Raw genomic sequence first — 18464 nt, 5'->3', positions numbered from 1 at the left:
TGGGCTCATAACTTGGGTTTTAGAATGAGTTTATAATTGTTCAGTACCGTAACTTTTACATTGCGGTTGCTACGTCTGAGCACCTTTGTTACGCCACCTACTTGCGGAACGGTAGGTATGTTGATGTCGCCAATAATATCGTCCAAGACTTCGGTGGTGGCTTCTGCCCTAAAATTGTTCTGTACGTAGATGCCTTCGCTTCCATCAGATAAATCAAAAGCTTTAAGTTTTGTGGGATGGTGCTTTATGTTTTCAATTTCAATTAAAGCCCGATTAGGCTGAAAACTTATGAAGCCGAAAATAGGTGTATTCTTAGGCATTTTTTTGCCATTAATCGTAGCAGTTTTGGTCAGGCGCATTCGTAATCTGGTATTTGCTTTTACAATTTGGTCGCCATCAACGACCACGTAAATAGTTTCATCAGTATTACCGATGATGGATACTTCATTGGGTTTAGGCGAAGCAGCGAAGAACAATTGATGTTCCAAGCCTAATTCTTTCGCTTGAATTTTCTGTTCCCGCTTTACTTCAGCAGAATCTATTGTTGCTGCCGGCAATAATAAAGGGAAAATAAAAACCACCTGTAATAAGCCAAGTCCCTATAACCGGACCTAAAATTTGTCCCACACTATTTGCCGATGTTTGGATAGAAATATTGCTGCCCGCATTTCCTTTTGAAAGTTGGGAAACAGCTGAAAGTAGGCTTGGGGTCACCATAGCACCTCCTGCGGCGAATATGATGATTAATAAATAGACGGCAAATTCATTATTAAAAAACGGGAATGCAATCATTGAAATTCCTGAAATAAACAACCCGGCTGCAATTTGCTGCTTTGCCGTTAATAGTTTTTCCCCATAGGTTGCAAATACTGGCTGTAATACAGCCATTACCACTCCACAAAGCATAAAGCCAATGCCTATTTGATTACTAGAAAATAACAACTCATTTTTTCCGTAAATTGAAAAAACCGTTTCGAAGAGGGTAATTACGAATTGCATTACAAAAGAAAGCAGTAATAGGACAGTAAAGAACCTACTAAAGCTAAAGCTCAATTTTTGTGCTTCTGAAACAAACCGACTTATAGGTGTTGTGTTCCCAAGCCATTTTATGAGTATGCTCAATATAACAAAACCCAAAAGAGCAACTAGGAGAAAGGGGATTGAAAAGCGATCCAAATGTAATATTCCCAAGGAATACTTGAAATGTAGATTGGTTTGGGATAGAAGGCTACCTAAAACAGGACCAAAAATAACACCTGAACTTATCGCTACCCCAGACCAGGCCATAACCTTGGTCCTGTGCTTTATAGAAGTGATATCACTAAGATATGCATTACTAACGGGAATTACAGCTGATGTAAAAATACCTCCGAAGATTCTAGCTATATAGAGCATCGTCAATGATGTAGCAAGACCGGTAAGTAATTGCATAATTACAAAGCCGATTAGCCCAACAATGATAATGGGCTTTCGTCCGTATTTATCGGATAGCCTGCCCCAGAGTACAACGAAAAGAAGCTGGAAGAGCGGATAAATACTGGTCAAAAAACCAATATGAAAGTTAATCGAATCAGTATCTAGGTTATCTCCTAAAGCTAATCTTTCGGTATAGTAAGGAAGGGTTGGCAATAAAATACCATAACCCAACATCACTACAAATAAACTCAGCAGGACCAAAAAGATCCTGCCGAGCTTTCTTTTTTTGCTCATTATTTTTTTCCAATTTTCTTTTTCAATAACTGGGCATTAATGGCCACAATAATTGTACTCAAACTCATAAGTACCGCTCCAACGGCTGGGCCTAAAACAAAACCGGTAGAATAAAGCACCCCAGCAGCTAACGGAATGGCAATAACGTTGTACCCGGTTGCCCACACAAGGTTCTGGATCATTTTATTGTAGGTAGCCTTGCCGAAAAGAATCAGGTTAGCAATATCTTGCGGATTGCTATTTACCAAAATAATATCCGCGGTTTCAGCGGCTACGTCTGTACCAGAACCTACCGCAATACCCACATTGGCCTGCGCCAAAGCTGGGGCATCGTTCACTCCGTCGCCTGTCATTGCCACAAACTCTCCCTTACTTTCCAATTCTTTTACTATTTCCACTTTTTGATGTGGCAAAACTTCGGCGTAGTAACCATCCAAGCCGAGTTTATCGCTAACAGCTTTGGCAGTTCTTTCATTATCACCAGTAGCCATTAAAACTTTAATATTATTCTTTTTAAAAATTTTGATGGCATCGGCAGATTCCGGTCTAATTTCGTCCGCCAATGCTATGTATCCTGCCAGTTTTCCATCAATCAAGACAAAAACAACAGTTTCTGCGGCATCGCTATAGGCATCCTCTGGAATAGTTATTTTTTCATCCCTTAAATATCCGGGACTTACAACTTTTATTTCTTTCCCATCTACGTTGGCCTCAACTCCTTTACCGGTAATTGCGTTAAAGTTTTCAAGGTTTGGAATAATAACTTTATCTTCTTTTACTTTTTTAATTATTCCAACCGCAATAGGGTGTTCAGAACTCTGTTCCAATGCACTTGAAAGCCTCAAAATTTCTTTAGGTGGATATTTCTGATTGACCGACTCAACCCTTGTTACACCAAAATCACCTTTGGTCAATGTTCCAGTCTTGTCGAATAATAATGCCGTTATTTTTCGGGATTCTTCAAAAGCTGTTCTATTTCTAATCAATAATCCATTCTGTGCAGAAACCGCAGTAGAAATAGCGACCACTAATGGAATAGCAAGACCTAAAGCGTGCGGACACGCAATAATCATTACCGTTACCATACGCTCCAAAGCATACACAAAAGGGAAGCCTAAAATTAGCCAAACCGCCAATGTGCCAAATCCAATACCTAATGCGATATAGGTAAGCCATTTTGCAGCCCTATCCGAGAGGTTTTGCATTTTTGATTTGGACTTTTGTGCTTCTTCAACCATTGTGATCACCTTGTTGAGATAACTGTCCTTTCCTGTATGCTCTACCTTTACCTTTATGCTGCCATTACCGTTTACCGAACCTCCAATAACCTTATCATCTATTTCTTTCTTAACAGGTTTGGACTCCCCGGTAAGCATAGATTCATTCAGGTAGCTGGTGCCTTCTGTTATAATACCATCAGCAGGAACTTTCTCTCCGGGTTTTACCAGTATTACGTCATCCTTCAGTAAATCTTCGAGTGCTATATCCTCAATAGTATCTCCTTCTACACGATGTGCTTCGGCTGGCATCATACTAACCAAAAGCTGTAAGGCCTTTGAGGCTCCCAGGACGCTTTTCATCTCTATCCAATGGCCTACCAACATAATAGCAATAAGGGTTGCCAGTTCCCAGAAAAAATCAACTCCTTCTAAGCCGAACACCGTTGCCGAACTATAAACGTAAGCCACGGTAATGGCCATAGAAATAAGGGTCATCATCCCTGGTGCACCTTTTTTAACTTCGGACCAAAATCCGGTAATAAATGGCCAGCCGCCATAGAAATACACTACAGAAGAAAGGCCAAATAATATATATTGGTTTCCGGGAAGCAGGAACTCATACCCAATAAACCCTTGGATCATCGGGGAGATGATGAGGATGGGAATGGTCAAGATTAAGGTTACCCAAAACCGTTTCCTGAAATCGGCAATCATCATTTTATGATGGTCGTGGCCGTGTTCTCCGTGCCCTGGATTATGACCTGAATGGCCACTATGACCCGAATGGTCACTTTCATCCATTGCTTTGTTATGGCCGTGTTTTGTTTTTTCGACTAGGTTATCCTCTATTTCAGCTTCTTTTTTTGATGCCTCGTTCTTTGCAGGATCATTCCCTTTGCCATTATGTTCGTGATGATGATGTTCGTGATTTTCCATAATTTTTGTTTTTGTTGATTTTTATCTTAATTTTTTTCTCATAGCTTCCGAAATGTTTTCGGCATATACACCATAGGCATCTACCAGAAGTCCTTTAATTCCATCTTTGGAAGATATAGCATATAAAATGCTATTATCGTCGGTACTGCTCATTCCTTCAAAGCGATAGGTTTTATCTACTTTAAAATCTTCAGGCCGGATTTCAATTTTCAAAGAAGGACATTCCAAGCATTCAGGCTTCAAATTGAAATCGTATGTATAACCTTTTCCCTGTAAATCGTTTATGGCTTCTGAAAGTGTATCGTAATTTTTCATTTGTCTTTATTTATAGTTTATTGTAAAATAACTATTATCTTCTTCTGTAAATTTCTGAAAGGTCAATAAACCATTCCCGTTTAATTTTTCGTTGACGGTATAGTTGAGTTGCTTAATGCGAATGCCCCACGCATAGGCTACGCATTGACAATAAATTAAGACCTCAAATAAGCTTAAGTCGGGAAATCCTCATATTTCCGAGAACTGCAATATTTGGAGAGTATGAATATCAAGCCGATTTCGGATGGGTTGACGACCTTCCAGTAGGCGATAATTTCGCCAAAGAAGTGACCTGGAATGCAGGAGTAGAATATTATTTGTCACGAAACTTTTCCTTGATGGCAAGTTACGACAACCGCTTCGGTGCGGGTGGTGGGCTTTCCGCAAGATTCTAAAAACCAACTATTATGATGTACGAATGGGATTGGCTGATTTTACTGGGGGTTATAATACTATGTATTGTTATCTACTCTGGTAGAAAACAGCAAAAGAAGAAAAAAAGAAAGGATGCCCTGAAAATATTGGATGAACGCTATGCCAAAGGCGAAATTACAAAAAAGGAATATTTGGAACGTAAAGAAACAATTAATACCGATAAGTAATCTACAATAATTAAATAAAAATGAAATGAAAACACTTTTGAAAACATTATTAATTATCGCAGCAGTAGGAACGCTGGTTAGTTGTAAATCAACATTCAACGCTTCTGAAACGATGGCTATTCAAGACAATCGAGGATCGATTTATCAGGAAATAATTTCAAATCCAGACCTGTTCAACGAATTTCTCGACCAGGCCCAACAAGATAGGAGGGCAAGAAAAATAATGATGCAAAAACATATGGAACAAATGGAATCTGGCAATATGAAAATGATGATGCACAAAAACCCTGAAATGAAACAAAAAATGCAATCACATATGCAAATGATGATGGAGAAAAATCCTGAAATGATGCAAAAGATGCAATCCAAAATGCTCGACAAAATGATGGGTAGTGAGAAGGGCCGTAAAATGTTGATGAATGAAATCCATAACAACAAAATGATGAAAAAGGCAATGAAGGAACGGATGAAGAAAATGATGGACGAAAACCCTGAAATGATGGGGGAAATGATGCAAAAAATGATGAACGATCCAAAGATGAAGGAAAAGATGGAAAAAATGAAGGGCAAGATGAAGAACGCCCAAGGGCATAAGCACTAAAGAGAACTGAAAAAGAACAATAAGAATTTTCAATTATGATGATGTGGTGGTGGATATTGATACCGATTGTACTGGTATTGGTCTTATTTCTATATAATGGAAAAAACAGACAATATACCGTAAAGAAAGAAAATCCTATGGATGTTCTGAACAATCGATTCGCCAAAGGCGAAATTACCAAGGAAGAATATATCGAACGCAAAGAAACAATTAATCCCACCAATACCAATAATAGAAAGCCCAAGGACAATAACAAACTGGGAATGTGATTTTCAATAAAGTAACTGATTATTAATTTAAATTTAGAACCTATGAAAAATGAAAAATTGATTAAAGCATTGAACAACTGTGCCGCACATTGTAATTATTGTGCCAATGCCTGTCTGGACGAGGACAACATCCAAATGATGGTAGATTGTATTAGGACAGATAGAGCTTGTGCAGAAATTTGTAGCGCAACTGCAAAATTGCTCGCCGCAAATTATTCAGATGTAAAAGAAATGGTAGAATACTGCCATAGGATATGTAAAAAGTGTGCAGAGGAATGTGCAAAACACGATGCTCAGCATTGCAAAGACTGTGCAGAGGCGTGTAAAAAATGTGCAGAAGCCTGTGAAGCGTTCCTTGCATAATAAATTTGGATTTCCTCTTCTTAAGAAAATAAGAGGAGGAAATCCTTATTAACTATTAAAAAGATAAAATGAAAGCACTAATAAAAATATCGTTTGCTGCCTTAACACTCATAGCATTTATAAGTTGTAAGGAAAAGCAAACGGTAAAAATTGATACACCAGAACAAGTAAAGAAAGAAGAAAAAATGACGGCGGATATTGCAGATCAGGATTTTGTAGATGGGATGACCGGTAAAATATGGCATAATTATCTGGAAATAAAGATGGCATTAACTGAAGAGGATGCAAATCAGGTACAAGAAATTGCCAAAAGTATGGCAGATTCCTTTAGTGAAGAAAGAGCAACAATGAAAAGCATTTCCCAAAAAATGGCAGATACTGATGATATCGAAAAACAACGTGAATTGTTTGCGCAATTTACAGAAAAGGCGGGGCCAATGTTTGAAGATGCACTATCTGGAGGCACGATTTACAAAAAATTCTGCCCAATGGCCTTTAATAATAAAGGAGCGTATTGGTATGCTGACGTCAAAGAAATTTCTAATCCCTTTTTTGGTGATAAAATGCCTAAATGTGGATCAGTAGAGAAAACCATTTCAAAATAAAGAGTATTAATTTAAATCTAATCAAAATGAGAAAAGTAAGAATGACACTAAGTATCCTAACAATGACATTGGTAACCCTCACAGCAATGTCTTGTAAAGATGGAAAAAAAGACGGGGAAAGAGCACCAATGTCCAATGAAATGCATCAAGATGAGGGGCATAATCACGAAGGCTCCGAGAAAATGATGACAAACAATTCGGGTAATAATGCTACAAATGCAATTATCGATAATTATTTACAAATAAAAAATGCCCTTGTGGCCGATGATCAAGAAGCAGCCGCCAAGGCCGGAGGAAATTTATTCGGTGATTTTAAAAATTTTGATAAGAGCAGTTATTCTTCAGAAGAAAAACAGGAATTGACAGACATCATTGAAGATGCCAAGGAACACGCAGAGCATATTTCAGAAAGCCCTATTGAGCATCAACGGGAGCATTTCGACATATTGAGCAAGGATGTGATAGATATGATTGCGATAACAGGAACTGATATGAAGCTGTATCAGGATTTTTGCCCGATGTACAATGATAATAAAGGGGCGCAATGGTTAAGTGCTACCAAAGAAATTAAAAATCCATACTTTGGAAGTAAAATGATGAAATGTGGGGAAATACAAAGGGAAATTAATTAATGAGAATTATCAAAATCATTCTATTGATTTTGTTGGTTGCATTTGTGGCGATTCAATTTATACCTGCAAGTCGCAACATAAGTGATACTGTTCCAAAAACCGATTTTATGGAAGTAAATAAAGTGCCTGCCACCATACAAAACAAATTACAGATGTCCTGTTACGACTGCCATAGCAACAATACCGATTATCCTTGGTACAATAAAATACAACCGGCCGCCTGGTTCTTGGAGGATCACATTAAAGAAGGAAAAGATGAATTAAATTTTAATGAATGGGGGGATTATTCAGCCAGAAGGAAAAATAGCAAACTACGGTCTATTATCAGTCAAATTGAGGACGATAAAATGCCATTGGACTCCTATACTATTATCCATAGGGATGCAAGACTTTCCGAGACGGATCAAAAAGAAATTATAAAGTATATGAACCTGCTTAAAAATAGTTTGTAGCAACTTAAAAAGTCATAAAATAGATGAGATTATACCTAAAAAAAGGGAAGGGAATTTGTTTATTGAAGTTTGTTAGTTAAGCCTTTTCTTTTTAGGGTATAATGATAAAGTCCTGTAAGGGAAGGGTATGCTTAATTTAATTAGTTTAAAAAGCCCTTCCCTTGTCAGGCACAAAAAAGAAAGCCGATGAAAGATTGTTGTAAAACAGGTAATCGGAAAGCGCAGAATAAGAACCCATTAAAAAAATGGTTCAATTATATTCTTTACGCTATCGTAATAATAGTTGTTATTGGTGCATTTCTTACTCAAATTACTAAATAGATAGATAATTATGAATGATTTCTTAAAACAATGGGGCGAAGCGGCTTATACGACCACCGGATTTTTCTGGATGGCATTGTGGGCATTTGTTTTGGGCTACATCATCAGTAGTATGATACAGGTTTTTGTGACCGAAAAAAGGATGCAGAAAACAATGGGCGAGAATGAAAAGAAAAGCGTGCTTCTGGGAACATTCTTCGGATTCATAAGCAGCTCTTGCAGTTTTGCCGCACTTGCTTCTACCAAGTCCATTTTTAAGAAAGGGGCAAGTTTTGTATCATCCATCGCTTTCTTACTGGCTTCTACTAACTTGGTTATTGAATTGGGAATCATCATTTCCATTTTCTTGGGATGGCAATTTGTCGTGGGGGAATATGTAGGTGGAATCCTCTTAATCCTCATTTGTTGGATACTTATACGGATTATAAATCCAAAAAAACTTATTTCAAAGGCCAGAAAAAATTTAGAAAGTGAAGATAGCAATGATGAAATGGATGATTCCAAAGACTGGAAAAAACAAATTCAGAAGGAGACTAGCTGGGCGAGAGTAGCCAAAAAATACAAAATGGAATGGCAAATGGTATGGAAAGATGTTACGGTAGGCTTTACTATTGCAGGAATTGTTGCAGCTTTTGTGCCTGATTCCTTTTTTCAAACACTTTTCATTAATAGCGGTAAGGGCAATACAGATTTTACTTTTTTTGAAATTTTAGAACATATTATAGTAGGTCCAGTTGCAGCTTTTTTGACATTTATTGGCTCTATGGGCAACATACCCTTAGCGGCATTATTATTTGGGAAAGGTGTGAGCTTTGCAGGAGTAATGGCCTTTATTTTTAGTGACCTTGTGGTATTTCCCGTGTTACGTATAAACGCAAAATATTATGGTTGGAAAATGTCGATCTTCATAGTATTTCTATTGTTTACTGCTTTAATAGGAACATCCTTAGCATTACACTACACATTTGATTTGTTCAACATTTTACCAGATCCTTCACAAGTTAAAATTCAAGACAGCGAGTTTTTTAAAGTAGATTATACGTTCTTTTTGAACCTGGCATTTTTAGTTATTTCTGGTTATTTGATATATCTCGGTTTTTTCAAAAAGAAGGATGTAGAACACTCTATGAGTGAAATGGCACCTAAAAGCCAATTACTCGAAAGCATTTTAAAATACGCCGCATTTATTTGTTATGCCTGGTTGGCGGGAGGCCTTATTGTGAAATTTTTTATGAATTAAGATTTAAACTAAAAAAATAATCATTAACAAAATGATAGTCAAAAGAAAAAGATTATCAATTTAAATAGACCATAAGTCTAAAGACTTAGCAATTGTCAATCAAAAAAAATTAAAAAATGAAGTCAACAGAAAAAAAACAAGACGGAATAAAAAAAAGTAATTATAGCAGATTTATAGCTATGCTTGGCCTTTCCTTTATAGCTATGTACACCACAATGTATCTTAATACATACGAAATTGACCACGTGTATTTTAGTCTTACCAGATTTTATATGACCTGTTTGGGTATAGCCTGTATGGCGGTGATTATGTGGTTCTTTATGCGAAAAATGTATCAAAACAAGAAAAAGAACCTCGCGATTCTTGTGGGAAGCGCGATTCTGTTTACCGGTGCTCTTGGCTTGGTAAGAGCACAGGCACCCATCATTGGAGATGTTTTATATATGAAGGCTATGATACCTCACCACTCCATTGCAATTTTAACAAGTAAAAGAGCCGATATTCAGGATCCTGAAACAAAAAAACTCGCCAAAGAGATTATAGAAGCCCAAGAAAGGGAAATTGCACAGATGAAGAAAATAATTTATAGACTTGAACAAGAAGGGAAATAAATTTCACCCTGTAAATTAACTTTCCTCACCAAGTTAATTGGTTAGGAACAAAATAAAACGATATGAAAAAGAATATAATATATTTAACGATTGCAATAGGTGTTGGTCTAGTAGCGGGCTATTTTATTTTTGATGGTTCTGCCAAAGATCCTATGATTAACAAAGATTCAGCTGAGATGTCCGATGGTCACGACCATTCTGGCGAAACCTCCAATCAAATGTGGACGTGTTCAATGCACCCACAAATTATGCAACCTGAACCGGGAGATTGTCCTATTTGTGGTATGGATCTTATCCCAGCTGAGTCAGGCTCTGAAGGCTTGTCCCCAAATGAAATTAAAATGACCAAAAATGCAATGGCACTGGCCAATATTCAAACAAATGTAGTAGGTAATGCTGTAGGCGAAACTGGAAATGCAACTTCTTTATCCGGTAAAATCGTAGAAAACGAAGAAGCGAGTGCAGTACAGGCCAGTTATTTTGATGGGAGGATTGAACGTCTCAATGTAAATTATGAAGGACAAGAAGTTCGTAAAGGGCAGCTTTTGGCAACAATCTATTCGCCTAATCTTGTTGCAGCCCAACAAGAGCTAATTACCACGGCTTCCCTTAAAGAAAGCCAACCCGAACTTTATAAATCCGTGCGGAATAAAATGAAGCTCTGGAAACTTTCAGAAAGCCAAATCAACAGTATCGAAGAATCAGGAAAGGTGCGTGAGAACTTCCCTATTTACGCTACGGTTTCCGGAACTGTTTCCGAAAAAATGGCGGAAGAAGGTGATTACGTAAAACAAGGCCAGCCTATTTTAAAATTGAACAACTTAAATACGGTCTGGGCAGAGTTTGATGCCTACGAAAATCAAATTTCACAATTTGAAAAAGGGCAGGAAATAAAAATGACCACCAACGCCTATCCCAACAAAGAGTTTGATGCCACAATATCATTCATTGACCCGGTGTTAAACACCCAGACCAGAATAGTAACGGTAAGGGCTACCATACAAAATAAAAATAACCTGTTGAAACCGGGAATGTTCGTTACAGGTAAATTTGAAGGTATTGAGCCTTCTGGTGAAGAACAGCTTCTTGTGCCTGCATCTGCGGTATTGTGGACCGGGGAACGTTCATTGGTGTACGTGAAAACCAATCCCGAAGAGCCTGTTTTTGAAATGCGGGAAGTAACTATTGGAAGCCGAAATGGGGAAACTTATACCATTACAGATGGCCTTGAGCATGGAGATGAAATAGTGACCAATGGGACTTTTACAGTAGATGCGGCCGCCCAATTGCAGGGTAAGAAATCTATGATGAACCAAACCGGAGGAAAAACAACAACAGGACACGAAGGACATACCGGGATGGAGCAAGCAAATACCGAAGCATCTGGCAATAGTATTGACCATACAAAAATGAACGAGAGAATAGATGTTTCCACCAAGTTTCAACAGCAGTTAAAGCAGGTTTTTGATGGCTATATAGACCTGAAAAATGCCTTAGTGAATGATATTGTGGATAACGCACAACAAGCTGCAGAACGTATAGAAAAAAGCTTGAGCAAGGTGGATATGAAATTATTGGAAGATGAAAAAGCGCACAAGCACTGGATGACCATTCAAAAGGAATTAAAGTCATCGTCAAATGCTATTTCCCTTTCTTCAGATATCAAAACACAAAGGGACCACTTTAAACATTTATCTGCCCATATGATAAGCAGTGTCCAACTCTTTGGCGTAAACCAAAAGGCTTACAGCCAATTTTGTCCAATGGCCAATAGTAACAAGGGAGCCTATTGGTTAAGTTTAGAAAAAGAAATCCAAAATCCATATTATGGACAATCAATGTTGACCTGTGGCGAGGTTAGGGATACATTTGAGTAATTATTTCAAAAAATAGCACGATTGTTTTACTTGGAAACTTAAATATGAGCGAAAATAGAAGAGATAGGAGAAAAAATAAAAACAGGAAAAAGAAACAACCAAAAAATAATACCATTTCCAGAAGAGAAAAAATTTATGGCATTATTGCTATGGTTATCTTATTTCTCGAGGCTTTATTCGCAACCATCTATGTAAGCTTTTAAAACTTTAAAACGTGGAGAATCAATTTTTTAAAATCCTATAACAACTATGTCGAATACCATTTACATAAAAAATATGGTCTGTCCAAGATGTATAAGCTCTGTATCCCGTATTATGAACAAATTGAATATTAAATACAATATTATAGAGTTGGGTGAAGTAGATTTGACAAATGAACTGAGCCCTAAAAATAAAAATTTAATCTCTGTAGAACTTCAAAATGAAGGGTTCAGTTTGGTTAATGATAGAAAAAGTCAACTCATTGAACAAATGAAGAATCTTGTAATTGAAAAAATACACCATTCCACTGAAGATACCGATTTAAAATGGGCAGATATTATTAGTCGAGAACTTAACTTGGATTATAAATATTTGAGTTCCTTATTTTCGTCGGTAGAAAGTATCACGTTCGAGCAATATATCATCAACCAAAAAATTGAGCGTGTGAAAGAACTCATTGTCTATGATGAAATGACATTGAGTGAGATAGCTTTTCAATTACATTACAGCAGCGTTGCGTATTTAAGCAATCAATTCAAAAAAGTAACTGGAATGACACCCACGCAGTTTAAGAAATCTGTGGATAAAAACCGAAAATTTTTGGATGAGATTTAATTAAAGGACATTAAAAATCAAGGGCTCTTTAGAAGGTCACAGCTGCTGGTTATATTATTTAAGTATTTGCTTAAATAATATAATAGTGATAAATTTGTTACCACACTAAATCAAGAAAGATGAGCTTGGAAATAACCTGTACACGGAACGAAGCAGACAAGAAGCAAATATCGAGATGCAAGGAAACCATAGAGAATTCTTCGGGTAGCTTAGAAGCAATAAGCAAAATTTTGTCTCTTGCGGGAAGTGAGGTACGACTGAAAATTCTATTTCTATTGAACATAGAGAATGAACTGTGCCCTTGCGATATTGCGGACATTCTTGAAATGAGTGTTCCCGCCGTGTCCCAGCATATCCGAAAAATGAAAGATGCAGGAATTATTACATCGAGACGTGAAGGGCAAACTTTATATTATTCGCTGGTAAAGAGTGAGGACAATGTTTTAAATGGAATTTTCAATTCAATTTCGACAAGAAAGAAAACAGCTTAGAAATTTTATATTATGGCACCGAATAAAACTTCAAACACCGCAGCTTATACCGGCATTTTTACCGCAGTTGCAGCATCAGTATGTTGTATTTCCCCTGTCTTGGCACTGATTGCCGGAACAAGCGATATGGAAATTGAGCAAGCAATTAACATAACAGGTTATAAAGAAACCTACAAAAAACAAAATTAATGGAAATTACTATATTAAAATCAGAAATTACCTGTCCTGAATGTGGCCATAAAAAAAAAGAAGAAATGTCAACAGAATCCTGTCAATTCTTTTACGAGTGTGAGAATTGTAAAACGGTTTTAAAACCAAAGGGAGGTAATTGTTGTGTGTATTGTTCATACGGAACTGTACCTTGCCCACCAATTCAAAAAAAATAAAAGGGGCTGATGGCTTACTTTGCACAACCTGTGCATCGATTAATTTGTATCTTTGTGAAACTTTATGAAAATATTCTTTTCCATATCAATGTCTATTTTATTCTTTTTTCAGGGAATTAGCATTGATATGGACTTTTGTGGTCCGATCAAAGAAATTTCAAATATTATTACCCATTACCAGGACCATAAAGTTTATGGCGACTCTTTCCTTGAATATGTAGTTGAGGATTATATCGATAACGATGCAAAAAATGAAGGGCACCATAATAATTCGGATAAGGAGAATACACCAGTTCACTCCCATCATCAATGTTGTCACCCTTTAGTATTAATTATTGAGAACAACAATTCGGCTTTAGTCAATCGTTTAAAGTTTGAAGATAAAGAGCAGTTTACTTTATATACCGTCAACTTCAATTCCAGATATCTGGAATCCCTCTTCCAACCTCCAAGAGTATAATTCAGTTTTTTTAAGGATAGCTATATCCTAAAATAATGCTACTCAATAGAAACATTACATCCTAAACGCATTGCTTTTATTCGCATTGCGCAGTTTAAACTGAATTAATACTTCTTCTATGATTAACAAAATAATCGCATTTTCCATTAATAATAAATTTATTATTGGGCTATTTACCTTAGCACTTATAGGGACGGGCATTTGGTCCATGATGACCGTAAATCTGGGATCGGTACCAGATATTACTAATAATCAGGTTCAGGTGATTACCCAATCACCAAATCTTGCCACCGAAGATATTGAGCAATTTGTAACCTATCCCGTAGAACTTTCGATGGGTAATTTGCCCGGGGTTACGGAGATTCGTTCTATTTCACGTTTCGGCCTTTCTGTAGTTACAATTGTTTTTAAAGATGATATGGGGACTTACCTTCCCCGGCAACTTGTACAGGAGAAACTCAATGAATTGGGGAAAACCATTCCCGATAAATTTGGAAGCCCTGCTATGGGACCTATTTCAACCGGATTAGGTCAAATTTATGAATATACGATAAAGCCAAAAGAAGGATTCGAAACTGAATATTCCCCCAGGGAACTACGAACTATTCAGGATTGGATAGTCAAGCGACAACTCACCTTACTGGAAGGTGTGGTGGAAGTAAATTCTTTTGGAGGCTCCATAAAACAATATGAAATAGCAATCAACCCGGAGAAATTAAACAGTATGGGGATAAGTATTTCTGAAGTTTATGAGGCCCTGGCCCGAAACAATGTGAATACCGGTGGAGCTTATATCGAGAAAAATAAAATGTCGAATTTTATTAGAGGGGAAGGTTTAATCCGTTCACTGGAGGATATAAGGAAAATTGCTATTACCACCGAAAATTCGATCCCGATAACGATTGGGGATATTGCAGAAAATGTCCAGTTTGGTAGTCAGGTACGTTACGGAGCTTTTACCCAGGACGGTGAAGAAGCCGTAGGCGGGATTATCATGATGCTTAAAGGCTCCAATCCCAATGCGGTGATCCAGGATGTGAAAGACCGTATGGACGAAGTTGAAAACTCACTTCCCGAAGGCTTGACCATAGAACCAATAATAGATCGGAGTGAATTAATAGGGAGAACAACCGATACCGTTAAGACAAATTTATTGGAAGGTGCCTTAATCGTGATTTTTGCACTCGTAATATTATTGGGAAGCCTGAGGGGCGGTTTGATCACGGCCACTACCATTCCGTTATCCTTGCTTTTTGCTTTTATCTTAATGAAACAGTTTGGTGTATGGGCTAATCTAATGAGTTTGGGGGCCATTGATTTTGGAATTATTATCGATGGGGCTGTAATTATTATTGAAGGTACCGTTTATGAAATTCAAAAAAGGATTCGATCAGGTAAAATAAAATTCAATCAGGCGAAAATGGATGAGGTAGCCTATGATGCCGGAAGTACAATGATGGGCTCTGCATTTTTTGGACAGATCATCATCCTTATCGTATTTACACCCATTCTTTTTCTTACCGGGGTAGAAGGCAAAATGTTTAAGCCGATGGCATACACTTTTGGTTTTGCCATGATAGGTGCTATCTTCTTATGTCTTACCTACGTACCTATGATGTCGGCCTTATTTATGAAACCAATTCAGAATAAAAAGAATTGGTTTGGAAAATTCGAACGCTGGTTGGAAAAAGTTAGCGATAAGATTATTGGAGGGATACAAAGAGTATATATGCCTTTATTGAAAGGAGCATTAAAACTGAAATTGATTGTTATTGGATCTGCGGTGGTGCTGCTTATTTTCGCCGGTTTTCTTTTTTCCAGAATGGGAGGAGAATTTGTACCTCAACTTGATGAAGGGGATATTGCCATGCAGGCATTAATAAGACCAGGTAGCTCACTAACAGAGTCTATTGAAGTTTCTAAAAAAATAGAGAATATACTCTTAGAAAACTTCCCAGAAATCAAAACGGCAACAGCCCGTATTGGAGTAGCAGATATCCCCACAGATCCCATGCCCATGGATATTTCAGATATGTATTTGATCCTTGAGAAGGACCGGGACAAATGGACAACCGCTGCAACTAAAGAAGGACTAATAGATAAAATCAAACAAAAACTGGATGAAGAGCTGACCGGTGTAAATCTTGTTTTCACCCAACCGGTAGAACTTCGGTTTAACGAATTGTTGGAAGGTGTGAGGGAAGATATTGCCGTAAAGTTATATGGTGAAGATCTGGAAATTTTATCAGAAAAAGTGCAGGAAATGGCCAATATTATCCAAACCGTGCCCGGGGCTGGAGATGTAAACGCGGAGCGAACATCTGGCCTCCCCCAAATGACAGTTCAATTTAACCGTGATAAAATAGCCCAGTATGGACTGGATATTCAAAAGGTCAATGATTATATAAGCACCGCTTTTGCCGGAGGAACTGCCGGGGTCATCTTTGAAGGTGAAAAACGATTTGATCTGGTAGTAAGATTTGATGAAAACCATAGAAAGAATATTGAGGATTTACGTGGGATGTATATCGATCTTCCAGACGGAATTCAGGTGCCGATAAAAGAAATAGCAAATATCGAATATGTTCCGGGTCCTATGCAAATTTCAAGGGATGACACGTATAGAAGAACCTATGTGGGTGTAAATGCCCGGGGAAGGGATGTAGAGTCAGTCGTTAATGATATTCAGCAAAGATTAGATGAAGAATTGGAACTACCTCCCGGTTATTATATAACTTATGGGGGGGAATTCGAAAACCTTCAGAGTGCCAAAGATCGATTAGTGATTGTTGTACCGATAGCATTATTCCTGATTTTCGTGCTTCTATATTTTGCCTTAAAATCTTTTTCCCAATCTATCATGATCTATATGGCGATACCATTGGCTGCTATCGGAGGTGTATTTGCCCTTTGGTTAAGAGGTATGCCGTTCAGTATTTCAGCTGGTGTAGGCTTCATTGTATTGTTTGGGGTTGCGGTTTTAAACGGGCTGGTGCTCATTAATAGGTTTAATTCCTTAAAAGAAGAAGGGGTAACCAGTATAAAAGATAGAATTTTTACAGGAACCAAAGAACGAATACGTCCCATTATGTTAACAGCAACAACAGATATTTTTGGATTTCTGCCGATGGCATTTTCAAGCTCTGCAGGAGCTGAAGTACAACGACCCCTTGCTACGGTTGTTATTGGTGGCATGCTTACAGCTACCTTACTTACTCTGGTTGTTCTTCCTGTCCTTTATACATTTGTAGAGAAGAGACGAGAGAAAAAGGAACAGAACAAGCTTGATTCTTCCAATTCACGATCTTTAGCCACAATTTTGATAATTGGCTTGATGTTAGGCGGAACCTTTTCCGTAAATGCCCAATCTGGTGAAATGTCCTCGGAATATCCACAGCAGGATACTTTACAAACTATTAGTTTGGAAGAGGCTAAAGAAATCGCAATCAAAAATTTTCCACAGCTCCAAGCTGCCCAGCTCAAAATTGAAAGTGAGGAAGTATTGCGCAAAACCGCCTATGATTTTGGAAACACCCAAATCTTTACAGGAAAAGAAGAAGTAGGAAATGGCTCTGATGGGATCTATACCCAAATTGGCGTCCAACAACAAGGCATAGATGTTTTCGGAATAGTACCCCGGTTAAAACTACAGAAAGAAAGGATTGCCCTTGCTGAAAATGCCTTAGAGCTATCTACCATTGAAATTGAACGTGAAGTAAGCAGGGCCTGGGCCTCGGTTTATACAACCAAAAGGACATTTCAGGTATATAGAAAAATGGATTCCATTTTCAACGATATCGAAAGGGCGGCACAGATCCGATATGAAACAGAGGCCACCTCCAAATTGGAATACCTCGCTACCTCCAACCAGGCGAACGAGGTTAAAATACAGCTGGAACAGTCATACCGAAATTACCTGAAATCATTACAACGCTTAAACCTATGGTTTGTTAGTGACACAATTTATGATGTACCGGATTTGCCTGCTGAAGCATTGGATGAACCACTAGACTTTTTGTTGGAGTCGCTCGAAAACCATCCTGCGCTTAAGGTTTCTGAACAAAGGGTGGATGTTGCAAAAGCGGTCACCAAAGAACGAAAATCACAATTCCTACCCAAATTGCAGGGTCAGTATGCCAGACAGGAAATAGCCGGGCAATCGGGTTTCTTCCAATATCAAATAGGAATTCAAATTCCGCTGTTTTTTGGGCCGGAATTAGGCCGTACACAGGAAGCACAAGTAAATAGACAGATTGCAGAGCAAAACTTTTATCAGGATAAAATCGAACTGGAAACCGCCTATAAAAATATGCGTGAAGACTACATCAAATGGAGAAACTCATGGAATTATTATAGGGATGAAGCACTTCCGCTGGCCAAAGAGCAACAAGATGGATCAGTGCTGGCCTTTAAGGAAGGCGCTATCGATTATGTGACATTTCTCCAAAATATAAGAGATGCCATTAGAATCGAGGTAAATGCCTGGAGTGCTTTTAACGATTATCTCGACAGCCGTTACCAACTGGAATATTACCTTAAGAATTCAAATTAAAAATT

General features: G+C 37.8%; 19 protein-coding genes and 2 pseudogenes. 17 read left to right on the top strand and 4 right to left on the bottom strand.

Annotated elements, in window-relative coordinates; all coding sequences use genetic code 11:
• Positions 1-5: 5 nt before the first annotated feature.
• The 4 genes and pseudogenes from traM to DDV96_RS11275 form a co-directional block, all read right to left on the bottom strand.
• A pseudogene (gene traM / locus DDV96_RS11290) lies at positions 6-542 on the bottom strand (conjugative transposon protein TraM); the annotation flags it as partial.
• Entirely contained in the window at positions 529-1710 is a 1182-nt protein-coding gene (locus DDV96_RS11285; RefSeq protein ID WP_116694879.1) for an MFS transporter, read from the bottom strand. The pseudogene traM and the gene DDV96_RS11285, both read right to left, overlap by 14 nt.
• Positions 1710-3866, bottom strand: a complete 2157-nt coding sequence (locus DDV96_RS11280) for a copper-translocating P-type ATPase (protein WP_116694878.1) — start codon at positions 3864-3866, stop codon at positions 1710-1712. Before DDV96_RS11280 ends, DDV96_RS11285 begins: the two co-directional genes overlap by 1 nt.
• A gap of 21 nt (positions 3867-3887) precedes the next feature.
• Positions 3888-4181, bottom strand: a complete 294-nt coding sequence (locus DDV96_RS11275; RefSeq protein ID WP_116694877.1) for a phosphoribosylpyrophosphate synthetase — start codon at positions 4179-4181, stop codon at positions 3888-3890.
• A 137-nt stretch (positions 4182-4318) separates the two neighbouring features.
• On the opposite strand from DDV96_RS11275, the pseudogene DDV96_RS16010 reads away from it, so the two are divergent.
• The 17 genes and pseudogenes from DDV96_RS16010 to DDV96_RS11190 all read left to right on the top strand — a co-directional run.
• Positions 4319-4576, top strand: a pseudogene (locus tag DDV96_RS16010) (multicopper oxidase domain-containing protein); the annotation flags it as partial.
• Between the two features lie 12 nt (positions 4577-4588).
• Positions 4589-4783 (top strand): SHOCT domain-containing protein, encoded by a 195-nt coding sequence (locus tag DDV96_RS11265; protein WP_116694876.1) that lies wholly within the window; start codon positions 4589-4591, stop codon positions 4781-4783.
• A gap of 25 nt (positions 4784-4808) precedes the next feature.
• Positions 4809-5384, top strand: coding sequence for a hypothetical protein (locus DDV96_RS11260; protein ID WP_116694875.1), 576 nt, complete (start codon positions 4809-4811; stop codon positions 5382-5384).
• A 35-nt stretch (positions 5385-5419) separates the two neighbouring features.
• Entirely contained in the window at positions 5420-5653 is a 234-nt protein-coding gene (locus tag DDV96_RS11255; RefSeq protein WP_116694874.1) for an SHOCT domain-containing protein, read from the top strand.
• Positions 5654-5695: 42 nt separating this feature from the next.
• On the top strand, positions 5696-6016 hold the full coding sequence (locus DDV96_RS11250; RefSeq protein WP_116694873.1) for a four-helix bundle copper-binding protein: 321 nt from the start codon (positions 5696-5698) through the stop codon (positions 6014-6016).
• Positions 6017-6084: 68 nt separating this feature from the next.
• Entirely contained in the window at positions 6085-6621 is a 537-nt protein-coding gene (locus tag DDV96_RS11245; protein ID WP_116694872.1) for a DUF3347 domain-containing protein, read from the top strand.
• 26 nt (positions 6622-6647) lie between these two features.
• Positions 6648-7253 carry a DUF3347 domain-containing protein gene (locus DDV96_RS11240; RefSeq protein WP_116695093.1) on the top strand — a complete coding sequence of 202 codons (606 nt, stop codon included), beginning with the start codon at positions 6648-6650 and terminating at the stop codon, positions 7251-7253.
• Positions 7253-7705, top strand: a complete 453-nt coding sequence (locus DDV96_RS11235) for a heme-binding domain-containing protein (protein ID WP_116694871.1) — start codon at positions 7253-7255, stop codon at positions 7703-7705. The genes DDV96_RS11240 and DDV96_RS11235 overlap by 1 nt, the downstream gene beginning before the upstream one ends.
• 331 nt (positions 7706-8036) lie before the next feature.
• Positions 8037-9266, top strand: a complete 1230-nt coding sequence (locus DDV96_RS11230) for a permease (protein ID WP_116694870.1) — start codon at positions 8037-8039, stop codon at positions 9264-9266.
• Between the two features lie 116 nt (positions 9267-9382).
• Complete coding sequence (locus DDV96_RS11225; RefSeq protein ID WP_116694869.1) at positions 9383-9877, top strand: DUF305 domain-containing protein; 495 nt, start codon at positions 9383-9385, stop codon at positions 9875-9877.
• A 62-nt stretch (positions 9878-9939) separates the two neighbouring features.
• A complete protein-coding gene (locus DDV96_RS11220) occupies positions 9940-11754 on the top strand; it encodes an efflux RND transporter periplasmic adaptor subunit (protein WP_116694868.1) in 1815 nt (604 codons plus the stop codon).
• A gap of 249 nt (positions 11755-12003) precedes the next feature.
• The gene (locus DDV96_RS11215; RefSeq protein WP_116694867.1) at positions 12004-12570 is read left to right on the top strand and encodes a helix-turn-helix domain-containing protein; all 567 of its coding nucleotides are present in this window, start codon (positions 12004-12006) and stop codon (positions 12568-12570) included.
• Positions 12571-12689: 119 nt separating this feature from the next.
• Positions 12690-13061: an ArsR/SmtB family transcription factor gene (locus DDV96_RS11210; protein WP_073099372.1), complete on the top strand. Its 372-nt coding sequence runs from the start codon at positions 12690-12692 to the stop codon at positions 13059-13061.
• Positions 13062-13073: 12 nt separating this feature from the next.
• A complete protein-coding gene (locus DDV96_RS16205; protein ID WP_394340129.1) occupies positions 13074-13250 on the top strand; it encodes a hypothetical protein in 177 nt (58 codons plus the stop codon).
• Positions 13250-13447, top strand: coding sequence for a GDCCVxC domain-containing (seleno)protein (locus tag DDV96_RS16005; protein WP_116694866.1), 198 nt, complete (start codon positions 13250-13252; stop codon positions 13445-13447). Before DDV96_RS16205 ends, DDV96_RS16005 begins: the two co-directional genes overlap by 1 nt.
• Positions 13448-13511: 64 nt before the next feature.
• Positions 13512-13907: a hypothetical protein gene (locus tag DDV96_RS11195; RefSeq protein WP_240607710.1), complete on the top strand. Its 396-nt coding sequence runs from the start codon at positions 13512-13514 to the stop codon at positions 13905-13907.
• A 118-nt stretch (positions 13908-14025) separates the two neighbouring features.
• Positions 14026-18459, top strand: coding sequence for a CusA/CzcA family heavy metal efflux RND transporter (locus DDV96_RS11190; protein ID WP_116694864.1), 4434 nt, complete (start codon positions 14026-14028; stop codon positions 18457-18459).
• Positions 18460-18464 lie beyond the last annotated feature (5 nt).

It is taken from the genome of Marixanthomonas spongiae (assembly GCF_003095375.1).
In the GTDB taxonomy this organism is placed as follows: domain Bacteria; phylum Bacteroidota; class Bacteroidia; order Flavobacteriales; family Flavobacteriaceae; genus Marixanthomonas; species Marixanthomonas spongiae.
This window is presented reverse-complemented; position numbering and strand designations above follow the sequence as displayed.

Bases quoted from the DNA above. Each gene is read 5' to 3' on its own strand.
- DDV96_RS11220 (WP_116694868.1), top strand. From the start codon at position 9,940: ATGAAAAAGAATATAATATATTTAACGATTGCAATAGGTGTTGGTCTA.
- DDV96_RS11250 (WP_116694873.1), top strand. From the start codon at position 5,696: ATGAAAAATGAAAAATTGATTAAAGCATTGAACAACTGTGCCGCACAT.
- DDV96_RS11285 (WP_116694879.1), bottom strand. From the start codon at position 1,710: ATGAGCAAAAAAAGAAAGCTCGGCAGGATCTTTTTGGTCCTGCTGAGT.
- DDV96_RS11225 (WP_116694869.1), top strand. From the start codon at position 9,383: ATGAAGTCAACAGAAAAAAAACAAGACGGAATAAAAAAAAGTAATTAT.
- DDV96_RS16205 (WP_394340129.1), top strand. From the start codon at position 13,074: ATGGCACCGAATAAAACTTCAAACACCGCAGCTTATACCGGCATTTTT.
- DDV96_RS11260 (WP_116694875.1), top strand. From the start codon at position 4,809: ATGAAAACACTTTTGAAAACATTATTAATTATCGCAGCAGTAGGAACG.
- DDV96_RS11215 (WP_116694867.1), top strand. From the start codon at position 12,004: ATGTCGAATACCATTTACATAAAAAATATGGTCTGTCCAAGATGTATA.
- DDV96_RS11190 (WP_116694864.1), top strand. From the start codon at position 14,026: ATGATTAACAAAATAATCGCATTTTCCATTAATAATAAATTTATTATT.
- DDV96_RS11265 (WP_116694876.1), top strand. From the start codon at position 4,589: ATGATGTACGAATGGGATTGGCTGATTTTACTGGGGGTTATAATACTA.
- DDV96_RS16005 (WP_116694866.1), top strand. From the start codon at position 13,250: ATGGAAATTACTATATTAAAATCAGAAATTACCTGTCCTGAATGTGGC.
- DDV96_RS11210 (WP_073099372.1), top strand. From the start codon at position 12,690: ATGAGCTTGGAAATAACCTGTACACGGAACGAAGCAGACAAGAAGCAA.
- DDV96_RS11275 (WP_116694877.1), bottom strand. From the start codon at position 4,181: ATGAAAAATTACGATACACTTTCAGAAGCCATAAACGATTTACAGGGA.
- DDV96_RS11240 (WP_116695093.1), top strand. From the start codon at position 6,648: ATGAGAAAAGTAAGAATGACACTAAGTATCCTAACAATGACATTGGTA.
- DDV96_RS11235 (WP_116694871.1), top strand. From the start codon at position 7,253: ATGAGAATTATCAAAATCATTCTATTGATTTTGTTGGTTGCATTTGTG.
- DDV96_RS11195 (WP_240607710.1), top strand. From the start codon at position 13,512: ATGAAAATATTCTTTTCCATATCAATGTCTATTTTATTCTTTTTTCAG.
- DDV96_RS11280 (WP_116694878.1), bottom strand. From the start codon at position 3,866: ATGGAAAATCACGAACATCATCATCACGAACATAATGGCAAAGGGAAT.
- DDV96_RS11230 (WP_116694870.1), top strand. From the start codon at position 8,037: ATGAATGATTTCTTAAAACAATGGGGCGAAGCGGCTTATACGACCACC.
- DDV96_RS11245 (WP_116694872.1), top strand. From the start codon at position 6,085: ATGAAAGCACTAATAAAAATATCGTTTGCTGCCTTAACACTCATAGCA.
- DDV96_RS11255 (WP_116694874.1), top strand. From the start codon at position 5,420: ATGATGATGTGGTGGTGGATATTGATACCGATTGTACTGGTATTGGTC.